This window comes from Kocuria palustris, assembly GCF_007666205.1.
GTDB lineage: Bacteria > Actinomycetota > Actinomycetes > Actinomycetales > Micrococcaceae > Kocuria > Kocuria palustris_A.
On the sequence record NZ_VDOR01000002.1, the window covers coordinates 91,664 to 105,223 of the forward strand.

The window sequence follows — 13,560 nt, forward strand, 5'->3', positions numbered from 1 at the left end:
CCGACGACGACGGGCGCGCACCTCGACGACGAGGTCCCCGGGGCGGAGCGCACAGCACACGGCCTCAACGAGGAGACACGTCCATGGCTCAGCAGCCGACCGAGAACACCGCCGGGCTCACGGCCGAGACCCGGGCCGCCCTGGATTCCGCCCCCACCACCCACGAGCGACTCGTCTCCTGGGTCCGGGAGATCGCGGAGCTGACCACCCCGGACCGCATCCACTGGGCGGACGGCTCCGAGCAGGAGTGGAAGCAGCTCACCGACCAGATGGTCGAGGGCGGGACCCTCGTCCGCCTGGACGAGACCAAGTTCCCCAACTCCTTCGCCGCCTTCTCGGATCCCGACGACGTCGCCCGGGTCGAGGAGCGGACGTTCATCTGCACCGAGACCGAGTCGGGCGCCGGCCCGACCAACAACTGGCGCGATCCGGATGACATGAAGGAGGTCCTGCGCGGGCGGTTCTCCGGGGCCATGAAGGGCCGGACGCTGTATGTCATCCCCTTCGTGATGGGCCACCTGGACGCCGAGCAGCCGATGTTCGGCGTCGAGATCACGGACTCGCCCTACGTCGTGTGCTCCATGCGCATCATGGCGACCATCGGCACCGACGTCCTGCGCCGGATGGAGCAGACCCAGTCCGGCTTCGTGGAGTGCCTGCACTCGCTGGGCGCCCCGCTGGCCGAGGGCCAGGAGGACGTGCCCTGGCCGTGCAACCCGGACAAGTACATCGTCCACTTCCCCGAGGACCGAGCGATCTGGTCCTTCGGCTCCGGCTACGGCGGCAACGCGCTGCTGGGCAAGAAGTGCTACGCCCTGCGCATCGCCTCGGCCATCGCGCACGACCACGGCTGGCTGGCCGAGCACATGCTGATCCTCAAGATCACGGACCCGCAGCAGAACACCAAGTACATCTCCGCGGCGTTCCCCTCGGCCTGCGGCAAGACGAACTTCGCCATGCTCGAGCCCTCCATCCCGGGCTGGAAGGCGGAGATGGTCGGCGACGACATCGCCTGGATCCGGTTCAAGGACGATCAGGCGCGGGTGATCAACCCCGAGGCCGGGCTCTTCGGCGTCGCCCCGGGCACGGGCTGGTCCACCAACCCCAATGCCATGCGGGCGGTCGCGGCCGGCAACACGATCTTCACCAACGTCGCCCTGACCGACGACGGCGGCGTGTGGTGGGAGGGCATGACCGACGAGGTCCCCGAGCACCTGACCGACTGGAAGGGCAACGACTGGACCCCGGACTCCGGGCGCCCCGCCGCGCACCCGAACTCCCGCTTCTGCACGCCGATCAAGCAGGTCGACATGCTCGCCCCGGAGTACGACGACCCGGAGGGCGTCCCCCTCGATGCGATCGTCTTCGGCGGGCGCCGCAAGACCACCGTGCCGCTGGTCTCGGAGTCCTTCGGCTGGGAGCACGCCGTGTTCCAGGGGGCCACGCTGTCCTCGGAGACCACCGCGGCCGCCAAGGGCGCCGTGGGCGTGGTGCGCCGCGATCCCATGGCCATGCTCCCGTTCATCGGCTACAACGCCAACGAGTACCTGCAGCACTGGCTCAACGTGGGCGAGCGCCACGGCTCGGAGAACATGCCCCGCGTGTTCTACGTCAACTGGTTCCGCCGCACCCCGGACGGCGGCTTCGCCTGGCCCGGCTTCGGCGAGAACTCGCGCGTGGTCAAGTGGATCTGCGAGCGCATCGACGGCCGCGCCGAGGGCCAGGAGACCCCCGTGGGCATCGTGCCCACCCGCGATGACCTCGATCTCGACGGCCTCGAGTACAGCGAGGAGGACATCGACCACTCGCTGTCGGTCGACGTCCACGAGTGGGAGGACGAGCTGCCCAGCATCGACGCCTGGTTCGAGCGCCTGGGCCGGGTCCCGGAGGTCCTCGTCGAGCAGTCCGAGGGGCTCCGGGCGCGCCTGGAGGAGGCCCGCTGAGCCGGCTCCGGCCCGCCGGGCTCGGGCCCCGCTGAGGGCCGGCAGGCCGGACCGGGACGATGAACGACGGCCCCGCGGCCGCCCGGAAGGGGCGGGCGCGGGGGCGCCGGCCAAGACCGGGGGGCGGCAAGGGGCGGGCAGGGGGGACGGGAACGATGAACGAGGGCCCCGGGGCCGCCGGGAGGGGGGGCCCGCGGGGCCGTCGTCATGCGCCGGGCGGCGCGATCGGGCGGATCAGGCGCGCACGACGCCCAGCACGCGATCGCGCAGCTGCTGCATGACCGCCTCGTCGTGGGCCTCGACGTTCAGGCGGAGGAACGGCTCGGTGTTGGACGGGCGCAGGTTGAACCACCAGGTGCCGTCGGCGGCGGAGAACGTGGTGCCATCCGTGTCCTCGACCTCGACGTCCTCGCCGGCGAAGGCCTCCCGGACGCGGTCCACGGCCGCCGCCTTGTCCTCGATCTCGGAGTTGATCTCCCCGGAGGCGGAGTACGGGTCGTAGCTGGCCATGAGCTCGGACAGGGGGCGGTCCTGCTCGCCGAGGGCGGCGAGCACGTGCATGGCCGCGAGCATGCCGGTGTCGGCGTTGAAGAAGTCGCGGAAGTAGTAGTGCGCGGAGTGCTCGCCGCCGAAGACGGCCGACTCCCGGGCCATCACGGCCTTGATGAAGGAATGGCCCACGCGGGTGCGCACGGGGCGCCCGCCGCGCGCGGCGACCAGCTCGGGGACGGCGCGGGACGTGATGAGGTTGTAGATCACGACCGGGCTCTGCTCCCCCGCCTCGCGGGCCCGGGCGATCTCCCGCTCGGCGACGATCGCGGCGATCGCCGAGGGAGTGACCGCCTCGCCCCGCTCGTCGATCACGAAGCAGCGGTCGGCGTCGCCGTCGAAGGCCAGGCCGATGTCGGCGCCGTGCTCGCGCACGGCCTGCTGCAGGTCCATGAGGTTCGCGGGCTCGAGCGGGTTCGCGGGGTGGTTCGGGAAGGTGCCGTCGAGCTCGAAGTACAGCGGGACGATCTCCAGGGGCAGCCCGGCGAGCACGGTGTCGCCGAGCACGGCCGGGGTCGTCAGCCCGCCCATGCCGTTGCCGGCGTCCACGACGACCTTGAGCGGGCGGATGCCGCCGAGGTCCACGAGTCCCCGCAGGAACTCGGCGTAGTCCTTCAGGACGTCGCGCTCGGTCGCCCCTCCCCGGCGCTCGCCCGCGGGGACGCCGTCGGCCAGGTAGGTCTGAGCGCGGTCGCGGATCTCGTACAGGCCGGTCTCCGAGGAGACGGGCACGGCCCCCGGCAGCGCCATCTTCATGCCGTTGTACTGGGCGGGGTTGTGGCTCGCGGTGAACGTCACGCCGGCCGCGTCGAGCACGCCGCACGCGAAGTAGAGCTCGTCCGTGGAGATCAGGCCGATCTTGACGACGTCCGCGCCGCGGGCGGTCGCGCCGTCGGCGAAGGCGTCGATGAACTCGGGGGACGACGGGCGCATGTCGCCGCCCACCAGCACGGTCGAGCCGGCCAGCTCGAGGACGTCGACGAAGGCCGCGCCGGTGGCCCGGACGGTCTCGGCGGTGATGGTGTCGCCCACGATGCCGCGGACGTCGTAGGCCTTGAAGGACTGGGAGAGGTCGATGGTCATGCCCGGAACTCTAGTGGAGCGGGATCGCCGCCCCCGGTGCCCATCGGCCGTGCCGCCCGGATCCTGCCGCCCCGGGGCCCGAGAGGGGACAGCGGGGCCCCCGGCGCGGCGGGCCCCTGTGATTACATGGGCCCATGCCGGAGATCTTCGAGATGATCGACCCCATCCAGAACTACTCGTGGGGCTCGCACACCGTCCTGGCCTCCCTGCAGGGGCGCCCGTCGCCGTCGGAGCAGCCCGAGGCCGAGCTGTGGATCGGGTCGCACTCCGGGGGATCGTCGCAGCTGGTCCTGGAGGACGGGGCGCGCTCCCTCGACGAGCTGCTCCGGGAGGACCCGGAGCGCTTCGTGCGCGGCGGGGCGCAGGCCGTGTCCGAGGACGGCTCCCTGCCCTTCCTCCTGAAGATCCTGGCGATCGATGCCCCGCTGTCCATCCAGGTGCACCCCTCGATCGAGCAGGCCCGGGAGGGCTTCGAGCGCGAGGAGTCCCAGGGGATCCCGCTCGGCGCACCGCACCGCAGCTACAAGGACCGCAGCGACAAGCCCGAGACCGTCGTGGCGCTGTCGCGGCTGCAGATCCTCACCGGCATCCGCGACCGGGCGGAGCTCGCGCTGCTGGCCGAGAGCCTCGATCAGCAGTGGCTGCGCGATGCCCTGGAATCCCCCGAGCCGGTCCTGCGCACCGTCCTGGGCCTGTCCGAGGACCGGGCGGCCGAGGCCCTCGCGGAGCTCGAGTCCGCGGCGCGTCGGCTCCCCCCGGGCGATGAGCTCGGGGCCCTGCTGGGCTACGTCTCGGAATCCCACCCGGGGGACCGGGGGCTGCTCGTGGCGGCGTGCATGAACCACTTCGTCCTCGAGCCGGGGGAGTCCATGTTCACCCCCGCCGGGCAGGTGCACGCCTACCTCCAGGGCACCGCCGTGGAGATCATGGCGTGCTCGGACAACGTGCTGCGCGCGGGCCTGACGCCCAAGCACGTGGACGTCCCGGAGCTGCTGCGCGTCGTCACCGACGACCAGGACCCGGGCGAGCCCCAGGAGTCCTCGGCCGGCGCCGACGGCCTGCGCCGGATCCCGCTGTGGGACGACCGCCTGAGCCTGGTCTCGGGGAAGGCGACCCCGGCGCGCGACCTCTCGCTGGAGCCCGGGGTCTGCACGGTCCTGTGTGTCGAGGGCACGATCACCCTCTCCGTGCCCGGGACCGACCCCGTCCGGATCACCGCCGGCAGCTCCGCCTGGGTGCGCGCCGACGACGCCCGGATCACGGTCAGCGGACAGGGCGAGCTCTATGCCGTCGGCCTGAGCGCGTGAGCGACCGGGCGCCCGTCGGACCGGGATCGCACGAGCGGATCCGGATCCGCGGCGCGAACCTGCACAACCTGCGCGGGGTCGACGTGGACATCCCCCGGGAGCGGCTCGTGGCGTTCACCGGCGTCTCCGGCTCCGGCAAGTCCTCGCTGGCCTTCGGCACGCTGCACGGCGAGGCGCAGCGCCGCTACCTGGAGTCGGTGGCCCCGTTCGCCCGCCGGCTGATCGCCGGAGCGGTCGATCCCCAGGTCCGCTCCGTGAGCGGGCTGCCGCCCACGGTCGCGCTGGGACAGCAGCGCGGCGGCGGGACGGCCCGGTCGTCGGTGGCGACCATCACCGCGCTGTCGAACACCGTCCGCCTGCTGTACTCGCGGGCCGGGGACCACCCCGAGGGCCTCGAGCTCGATGAGCACGGGCGGCTGGACTCCGACGCCTTCTCCCCCAACACCCCCGTCGGCATGTGCCCGGCCTGCCACGGCCTCGGAGTGCAGCACGTGCCCACCGAGGCCTCCATGGTCCCCGACGACTCCCTGAGCATCGCCGAGGGCGCCATCGCCTCCTGGCCAGGGGCCTGGAACGGCAGGAACCTGCGCGACATCTGCCTCGAGCTGGGGATCGACATCGACGCCCCGTGGCGCGAGCTGCCCCGGCGGACCAGGGACTGGGTGCTGTTCACCGACGAGCACCCGGTCGTCACGGTCAAGCCCAAGCGCGGCGCGCATCAGGTCCAGCGGGAGTACCGGGGGACGTTCTCCTCGGCCCGCGCCCTGCTGCTGCGCACGCTCGCCGAGACCGGCAGCGCGAGCATGCGCGCCCGCGCCCTGCGGTTCGTCGAGACCCGGCCGTGCCCCGAGTGCGACGGCCGCCGCCTGACCCGGGCCGCTCTGTCCGTGACGTGGGCGGGGGAGCCGATCGATCGCCTCCAGGCCCGGCCGCTCGACGAGCTGCTGCCCCTGCTCGAGCACCGGCGCGCGCTGCTCGCGCGGCAGGTCGATGGCGGTGCCGAGCTGAGCCCCCGGGAGGAGGCCGAGCACCTCCTGCTCGAGGACGCCTGCTCGACCCTGCGCTCGGTCGTCGACCTGGGTCTCGGCCACCTGAGCCTGGACCGCAGCAGCCTGAGCATCTCCCCGGGGGAGATGCAGCGCCTGCGCCTGGCGGTGCAGCTGCGCTCGGGGCTCTTCGGCGTCGTCTACGTCCTGGACGAGCCGTCGGCGGGGCTGCGCCCCTCGGAGGCGCAGCAGCTGCTGGGCGTCCTGCGCCGGCTCGTGGCGGCGGGCAGCACCGTGTGCCTGGTCGAGCACGACATGGAGCTGGTGCGCCGCTGCGACTGGGTGGTCGACGTGGGCCCGGGGGCGGGCTCGCACGGCGGGGCGGTGCTGCACTCGGGGCCCGTCGACGAGCTCGAGCACGTCCCGGACTCGGTCACGGGCCGCTTCCTGCACGACTCGACCCCTCCCGAGCGGATCCGGGGGCGCGGACCCCGGACCCCGGCCGGCCGCCTCGCCCTGCACGGCGTGCGGCGCCACACGATCGACGGGCTCGACGTCGAGCTGCCCCTCGGCGCGCTCACCGCCGTCACCGGCGTCTCCGGGTCCGGCAAGTCGAGCCTGCTCGACGCCCTGGCCGAGGTCGTCTCCCGGCGCCTCCAGGGTGCGGGCGTCGTCGATCTCGACGACGGCGACGACCCGGACGAGCACGAGGACAGCGCGGCGGCCGAGGCCGGGGAGCCCGGCGCGGCATCGGCCGAGGGGCTCGAGGGCCTGCGCCGCCTGGTGCGCATCACCCAGAAGCCGATCGGACGCACGCCGCGCTCGAACCTGGCCACCTACACGGGGCTCTTCGACCACGTGAGGGCGCTGTTCGCCGCGACCGACGAGGCCCGGCGGCGGAGCTGGAGCGCCGGCCGGTTCTCCTTCAACACCACGCCGGGGCGGTGCGCGCACTGCCAGGGGCAGGGCCAGGTCGAGGTCGAGCTGGTCTTCCTGCCCGGCTCCTGGGCCGTGTGCCCCGTGTGCCGCGGGACCCGCTACGACGACGAGACGCTCTCCGTGCGCTGGGAGGGGCGCACGATCGCCGAGGTCCTCGACCTGACGGTCGATCAGGCGATCGAGGCCTTCGCGGAGCAGCCGCCGACCGCGGCCTCGGCGGAGCCGGCGGATGCCGCCGCGTCGCCGCGGGACGATGCGCGGATTCCGCAGCGCTCGGTCGCCGAGCGCCGACGGGTCGCCTCGATCCGCCGCCCGCTCGAGGCCATGGCGGCCCTCGGGCTGGGCTATCTGCGGCTGGGGCAGCCCGCCACGGAGCTCTCGGGCGGCGAGGCCCAGCGGATCAAGCTGGCCTCCGAGCTGCACCGCACCGGGCGGGCGGAGACGCTGTACCTGCTGGACGAGCCCAGCACGGGGCTGCATCCCGCCGATGCGCAGCGGCTGCTGCGCGTGCTGCACGACCTGGCCGATGCCGGGGCGACCGTCGTGATCGCCGAGCACCGCCCGGCGGCGATCCGCACGGCCGATCACGTGATCGACATGGGCCCCGGCGCCGGAAGCCAGGGCGGGACCGTCGTGGCCGCTGGAGCGCCCGAGCAGGTGGCCGCCGATCCGGCCTCCGTGACAGGCCCCTGGCTGCGGGGCTGACGGCGGCCGTCGCACTCGCGCCGCGGCAGCGGCCGACCGCCTCGGCTCCGGATCCGTAGGATGGGGCACCGACGCCCAGGCGGGCCCTGGCCCGCACCCCGCCCGATCTCCGAGCACACGCCCCGCGCTGCGCCGGCCGCAGGAGGATCCATGACCGCCGCCGTCCCCCGTCCGAGGACGCGAGCGCGCCCGGTCGCGGCCCTGAGCTGCATCGGCGCCCTCGGGCTCCTGCTGAGCGGGTGCGGGCAGGCCGAGCCGGAGCCCGAGGTCCCCGAGATGGCGGAGCCGCCGAACCGGGAGCTCGAGGGTCCGCGGCTGGTGGCCGGAGCGCAGATGCCCGTCTGGGGCCTGAGCGCGGCCTGCGACGAGCCGCGCCCGCAGCCGGACGAGGACGGGCTGCGGGTGCCCGCGCCGGCGCCCGACGAGGAGCACGTCGTGTTCTTCGTGCCCCCGGTCGAGGCGACCCTGTGCGCGATGCCCGCAGTGGCCTCGGCATCGCTGGCCGGCTCCTACACCGAGGACGGCGGCCGCGAGGGGGAGGCGGACCTGGGCCTGGTCTTCGCACCGGGCGCGGCGGCCGAGCAGATGGAGGCCGCCTGGAGCACGGGTGCCGCGGAGGCGCAGGCCCAGCTGGACGGCACCGGGATCGCGCTCGCGGACTCCACCCTGTTGCTCGACGACGGCTCGCTGATCACGGGCCCCACGGCGGATCCGGCCGCGCCGGCGGCCCCGGCCGATCCCTCGACGCCCGGGGCCTCGATCCCGCAGGCGATCTCGCTGCTCACGCAGCTGCGGGCGGCCTCGCCCATCCCGGAGGAGGAGCCGGGCACCGAGGAGACCGCGGCAGGCGCCGAGCCGACGTCCTCGGCATCCGGGACCCCCGGGGCGGAGCCGGGGGAGCAGGTGACGGGGGAGCCGGCGCCGGAGGAGCAGGAGCCCGTTCCGCGCTGGCGGATCGAGACGGGGCGCGGCCTCGAGGTCACCGCGGTGTACACGGGCGACCTCTCCGCCGAGGGCGCCCTCGAGGAGATGGCCGGGGTCCTGAAGGACACCCAGGACGTGCGGGGGGAGGACGCCGGAGCCGCCCGCACGGATGCGGTGAGCGTGATCGACGGCCGCCTGCAGCTCACCGTCGAGGCCCCGCGGCTCGAGCTGCTGAGCGAGGACCTCGCCCAGGACCTCGATGCGCTGGGGCTGGTCCCCGATCTGGAGGCGACCGCGCGGCTCGGGACCGGAGAGGACGGCCGGCCCGTGCTGAGCGTGCGCTCCCACCGCCTGCCGGAGTACTCCCAGCCGCAGTACGAGCAGGCCGCCGAGGAGCTCGAGGTCAGTGCCGCGGAGGCCGGGGTGGTCCTGGACCACCGCCTCGACGGCGAGCCGCTGCCGCTCGAGGAGCAGTGACCGGGCTGGGCGCTCGCGTCCGCTGATCAAGGCCGCTCGAGGGACGCCGGACGGGCTCAGCGCGGCCCGGGGGCCGGGTGCCGCTCGGCGGCCTCCTGGCGGCGGCGCAGCCGCAGGGCCATGCCGAGCCCCGTCACGGCGACGGCCGTCATGAGGCCGCCCAGGATCATGAGCAGGGGATCGGAGATCACGGCCCCCACGACGACGACGATCAGGCCCAGGACGACGAGTCCGAGCTGGAACGGGATCAGCATCTGCATGGACGAGCTCCTTCGAGGGGCGGGCGCCGGTGCACCGGGTCGGACCGCACGGGCATCCCGCGGCGCGGCGGTCCAGGCTATCGCGGCCGTCCGAGCGCACCCGTAGTCTGGGGCGGTGATCGCACACCGCGCGGCGCGTCGACGCCGCCCGACCCCGGGAGCTCCATGAACCCCTTCGCACCCGCACATCGGCGCGCGGCGGCCCTGCTGGCAGCCGGTGCGCTGCTGCTCACGGGCTGCCAGCAGTCGTCGGGAGAGCAGGACGGCGAGAGCCCGTCGGACGGGCAGTCGCAGCCCAGCGCGGCCAGTGCCGAGCAGTCCGAGCACATCGACCAGGCCGTCGAGCAGGGGTATGCGCTGAACGCCGCGGGCGAGGATCTCCCCGTCGTCACGATGTACACGGACTACGAGTGCCCGGCCTGCGGGGCCTTCCACCCGGCCGTCGAGGAGGCGGCCGATCAGCTCGACGGCGAGGTCACGGTCCGCGTCAAGAACTTCCCGCTGCCCATGCACGACGGCGCCCGTCCGGCGGCCCTGGCCGTCGAGGCCGCCGCCATGCAGGACGCCGGCGGCGAGTACGCGGATCGCGTGTACGGCGACGTCGAGCAGTGGTCGGAGCTGCCGGACGGCGAGCTCCAGGACCGCTTCGTCGAGCTCGCGGGTGAGCAGGGGCTGGACCAGGAGCGGTTCCGCGAGGACATGGGATCGGAGGCGGCCCGGCAGATCGTCGGCGAGCACGAGGCGCAGGCCGAGCAGCTCGAGCTGCAGGGCACCCCCAGCTTCGTGGCCGACGGGCGGGTCATCGATCTCGGCGACGTCCGGGGCCCCGAGGACCTCGTGGACGCCTTCCGGGAGGCGGCCGAGGGCGCCGGCGGCGCGCCGCAGGAGGGGACCGCCGTATGAGGCCCGGCGCACCCCGGACCTCGCGCCCCGGCCGGACCGCACGCCGCGGGCAGAGGCGGCGGGGACGGCGCGGCCGCGCCCCGGAGACGACGAGCCGACGGACAGCACCTTCGGAGAAGGAGACGAGATTGGACACGAGCGAGCAGCTGCGGGCCACCGCGATCGTGCACGGCACGGTGCAGGGGGTGGGATTCCGCTACTGGACCTGGAAGCAGGCGGAGAAGCTGGGGCTCGTCGGCTCCGCGCAGAACCTCGACGACGGGTCCGTGCGGGTCGTCGCCGAGGGCCCGCGCTGGGCCGTGCGGGATCTGCTCCAGCAGATCCAGGGCACCGACGCCCCGGGCGCGGTGCTCCGGGTGGACGCGCACTACGAGGACGCCGTCGGCGATCTGCGCGGGTTCACCACGTCCTGAGCCGTCACCGCCCCCGGTCCCCCTCGCGCAGCCAGTCCTCGAGCCCCATGCGGTCGAGGACCGCGGCCGGATGCGGCCCGGCTGCGCGCAGGGCCTCCAGATGCCCGCGGGGCAGGGGGGTCGGCGATCCGAGCAGGATCAGATTGCCGGCGCGGCCCCGGTCCAGCATCGTGGCGTCGGCCAGGCACCACAGATCCGCGAAGGCCGGGGCGTCGTGCTCGTCGCAGGCGGCGAGCACGCGCTCGGCCTGCTCGGCGAAGAAACCGAGACCCGGGTCGTCGCCCACATTGACGGCCAGTGCTCCGTCCGGGGCGAGCAGCGCCGCGATCTCCTCGTAGAACGACCGTTCGCGCAGATGCGGCGGCGCGTCGTCGCCGGCGAAGACGTCGAGCACCACGAGCTCGAACGGCGGCGCTCCCTCGGCGCGCAGGGCCGCGAGCTGCTCGCGGGCGTCGCCGATCAGCAGCCGGGGCTCATCGGGGCCGGGCCAGGGGAGGTGCTCGAGCACGAAGCCCGGCAGCTCGCGGGCCAGCTCGACGATCGTCTGCTGCGAGCCCGGCCGCGTCGCGCGCAGGTAGCGCGGGAGGGTCATGGCCCCGCCGCCCAGGTGCAGCGCGCGCACGGGCCGGCCCGCCGGGCGCAGCACGTCGGCCGCCCGGGCGATCCGGGCCAGGTACTCGTAGAAGACCCGGCTCGGGTCCGCGAGGTCGACGTGGGACTGCTCGGCGCCGCCGATGCTGAGGATCCACCCCCGGGTGAGCTCGTCCCAGGCGATCTCAGCGCCGGCGTCGAGGGCGGGCAGGAAGCGGGTGCGCGATGCGGCGTGCGGCATGGGCAGGATCGTCTCACCGATCCGGGGCCGGTGCGGGGCGATCTGCTCGTGCGATGAGCTCCCGCGATCCCGGAGCCGCGCCAGGTCGCGCCGGTCTTTTCCCAGACTCCGTGCAGTGATCGGACAGACAGGGGGCTGATCGCCTTCGGTAGGCTGTCCGTCGAAGTTCCGAGGACACCCACCCCCACGAGGAGACACCGTGGCGTTCAATCCCCTGAAGCACGCATTCGACGACGACGGCAAGCCGACCCCGGCTCTCAACAGCTTCCTCGACAACGCGCTCAAGGTGCAGCGGCCCGTCGTGCTGCACTGGGTCAAGAAGATGCGAGCCGAGCATCCCGACGAGACCCCCGACCAGATCGCCAAGCGGCTCGAGCGCATGTACATCCGCGCGAACACCGCCACCGGCGGCGTGGCCGGCGGGGCCGCCATGATCCCGGGCATCGGCACGCTCGCCTCCCTGGGAGTCTCGACCGTCTCCGTGGGCGGCTACCTGGAGATGACGGCTCTCTACGCCCAGGCCATCGCGGAGCTGCACGGCGTGCAGACGGAGGACCCCGAGCGGACCCGGGCCATGGTCATGGCGCTGATGCTGGGAGAGGACGGCGGCGACCTGATGAAGCAGGTCCTGGCCACCGGCTCCAAGTCCCGCGGCCTCACCAACCGGTGGGGTCTGGCCATGGGGAAGGGCGCCGACGACTCCGGGCGCCTGGACGTCGGCAAGAAGCTGCGGAACATGTTCGTCCGCCGCTTCATCCGCAAGCAGGGCACCGCCGCCCTGGGCCGTGCGCTGCCCTTCGGCATCGGCGCCGTGGTCGGCGGCGGCGCCAACCTGGCGATGTCGCGCAGCGTCGTGCAGAACACCCATGAGGCCTTCGGGCAGCTGCCGGCGAGCTTCCCGCCCGAGCTGGCGGAGGTCGACCGCGCCCCCAAGCTCTCGAAGGACGCCCGCGACCACTCGAAGAAGAGGAAGAAGGGCTCCGGGGACGAGGCGCCGGCGGAGATCGCCTCCGACGGCAAGGGCTCCGACTCCTGAGCTGAGCGAGCCGCTCCCGCGGCGCCGGCCGGCGCGGCAGACCCCGACGCAGACCCCGCGGGGCCTGAGGAAGGGGTTCACCGCGCCGGCCGGTCGCGTTCCCCGGGCGTTCACGGCCCGCTCCTACCGTCGGAAGCACTCGTGCTGCGCGCCGCCCGCCTCCCGGGCCGCGTCGCGGCTGCCGGAGACCGACCCGTCGGAGGCCGTGCTTGCGTCCCAGGATCATCGCCCACCGCGGCTCGAGCCGCGCGTTCCCCGAGCACACCCGAGCCGCCTACGTCCAGGCGCTGCTCGACGGGGCCGACGGCGTCGAGTGCGATGTCCACCTGAGCGCGGACGGCCACCTGGTGCTGCACCACGACGCCCAGCTGGGGCGCACGAGCACCGGGCGGGGCCCCGTGGGCGCCCACACCCTCGCGCAGCTGCGGCGGCTCGACTTCGTGAGCTGGAAGGGCGTCGAGATCCCGACGACCCACGGCGGCCCGGACGAGCAGCTGCTGACCCTGCCCGAGCTGCTCGAGCTGCTGCGCGGATGCGGGCGGCGGATCGGGCTGGCCATCGAGACCAAGCACCCGTCGCGGCAGGGGCATCGCCTCGAGGAGGCGGTGCTCACCGTCCTGATGAGGGCCGGCTGGGACCCGGAGTCCGGCAGGCTCGGGAACCTCCAGATCTCGATCATGAGCTTCCACCCGGATGCCGTGCGCTACGTCCTGCAGACCGTCGCGGCGCGGCACGTCTGCCAGCTCATCGAGGACGCGACCCCCGAATCCGTCGGGGCGGCCCTGATGGTCCCGCGCACGACGGCGCGGCTGCTCCACGCGAGCATGCGCTGGGTCGTGCCGCCCGCCGAGCCCGTCATCAGCCGTGGCCTGTGCGAGCTCGCCGGTCCCGGGATCCGCTTCGTGCGCGATCATCCCGGCCTGGTGCGCACCTGGCTGGCCCAGGGCTCGATCCTGCGGGTGTGGACGGTCGACAGCCGGGCGGATCTGGAGCTGTGCCTCGCGCTGGGGGTCCAGCAGATCACCACGAACCGCCCGGCGCAGCTGCCCGAGTGGATGGGCGCCCCCGGTGCGACGAGGGCCGTCGCCGCATCCGGCCCGGCTCTCGGGTGAGCTCGCCGCACCCCACCCGACCGTGAGGGGCGGATTATGCATGAAACGCCATCGTTCCAGGCCGGGTAGCCGGAAGTTTTTCGCACCAGGG

At 73.9% G+C, this 13,560-nt stretch carries 11 protein-coding genes; 8 read left to right on the forward strand and 3 right to left on the reverse strand.

The window, feature by feature from the left end:
* Nucleotides 1–83 precede the first annotated feature (83 nt).
* Nucleotides 84–1,943 carry a phosphoenolpyruvate carboxykinase (GTP) gene (locus tag FSY66_RS02540; protein WP_144790993.1) on the forward strand — a complete coding sequence of 620 codons (1,860 nt, stop codon included), beginning with the start codon at nt 84–86 and terminating at the stop codon, nt 1,941–1,943.
* Nucleotides 1,944–2,177: 234 nt separating this feature from the next.
* On the opposite strand, the gene FSY66_RS02545 is transcribed toward FSY66_RS02540, so the two are convergent.
* Complete coding sequence (locus FSY66_RS02545) at nt 2,178–3,575, reverse strand: phosphomannomutase/phosphoglucomutase (RefSeq protein WP_144790995.1); 1,398 nt, start codon at nt 3,573–3,575, stop codon at nt 2,178–2,180.
* A 134-nt stretch (nt 3,576–3,709) separates the two neighbouring features.
* Here FSY66_RS02545 and manA point away from each other — a divergent pair, with 134 nt between their 5' ends.
* The 3 genes from manA (at nt 3,710) to FSY66_RS12500 (ending at nt 8,913) form a co-directional block, all read left to right on the forward strand.
* Nucleotides 3,710–4,882 (forward strand): mannose-6-phosphate isomerase, class I, encoded by a 1,173-nt coding sequence (manA, locus tag FSY66_RS02550; RefSeq protein WP_144790997.1) that lies wholly within the window; start codon nt 3,710–3,712, stop codon nt 4,880–4,882.
* Nucleotides 4,879–7,512 (forward strand): excinuclease ABC subunit UvrA, encoded by a 2,634-nt coding sequence (locus FSY66_RS02555; protein ID WP_144790999.1) that lies wholly within the window; start codon nt 4,879–4,881, stop codon nt 7,510–7,512. The genes manA and FSY66_RS02555 overlap by 4 nt, the downstream gene beginning before the upstream one ends.
* Nucleotides 7,513–7,662: 150 nt before the next feature.
* Entirely contained in the window at nt 7,663–8,913 is a 1,251-nt protein-coding gene (locus tag FSY66_RS12500; RefSeq protein ID WP_186304371.1) for a hypothetical protein, read from the forward strand.
* 56 nt (nt 8,914–8,969) lie between these two features.
* Here the strand turns inward: FSY66_RS12500 and FSY66_RS02565 are convergent, their stop codons facing one another.
* The gene (locus tag FSY66_RS02565; protein WP_144791001.1) at nt 8,970–9,173 is read right to left on the reverse strand and encodes a hypothetical protein; all 204 of its coding nucleotides are present in this window, start codon (nt 9,171–9,173) and stop codon (nt 8,970–8,972) included.
* Between the two features lie 165 nt (nt 9,174–9,338).
* Here FSY66_RS02565 and FSY66_RS02570 point away from each other — a divergent pair, with 165 nt between their 5' ends.
* Together FSY66_RS02570 and FSY66_RS02575 are read left to right on the forward strand one after the other, a co-directional pair.
* Nucleotides 9,339–10,076, forward strand: a complete 738-nt coding sequence (locus FSY66_RS02570; RefSeq protein ID WP_144791003.1) for a DsbA family protein — start codon at nt 9,339–9,341, stop codon at nt 10,074–10,076.
* A gap of 128 nt (nt 10,077–10,204) precedes the next feature.
* Nucleotides 10,205–10,489: an acylphosphatase gene (locus tag FSY66_RS02575; RefSeq protein WP_260853390.1), complete on the forward strand. Its 285-nt coding sequence runs from the start codon at nt 10,205–10,207 to the stop codon at nt 10,487–10,489.
* 4 nt (nt 10,490–10,493) lie between these two features.
* Here FSY66_RS02575 and FSY66_RS02580 read toward each other — a convergent pair whose 3' ends face one another.
* Nucleotides 10,494–11,321 (reverse strand): spermidine synthase, encoded by an 828-nt coding sequence (locus tag FSY66_RS02580; protein WP_144791006.1) that lies wholly within the window; start codon nt 11,319–11,321, stop codon nt 10,494–10,496.
* Between the two features lie 199 nt (nt 11,322–11,520).
* Here FSY66_RS02580 and FSY66_RS02585 point away from each other — a divergent pair, with 199 nt between their 5' ends.
* Both FSY66_RS02585 and FSY66_RS02590 read left to right on the forward strand, forming a co-directional pair.
* A complete protein-coding gene (locus FSY66_RS02585) occupies nt 11,521–12,357 on the forward strand; it encodes a di- and tripeptidase (RefSeq protein ID WP_144791008.1) in 837 nt (278 codons plus the stop codon).
* 209 nt (nt 12,358–12,566) lie between these two features.
* Complete coding sequence (locus tag FSY66_RS02590; RefSeq protein ID WP_144791010.1) at nt 12,567–13,469, forward strand: glycerophosphodiester phosphodiesterase; 903 nt, start codon at nt 12,567–12,569, stop codon at nt 13,467–13,469.
* Nucleotides 13,470–13,560: the final 91 nt, after the last annotated feature.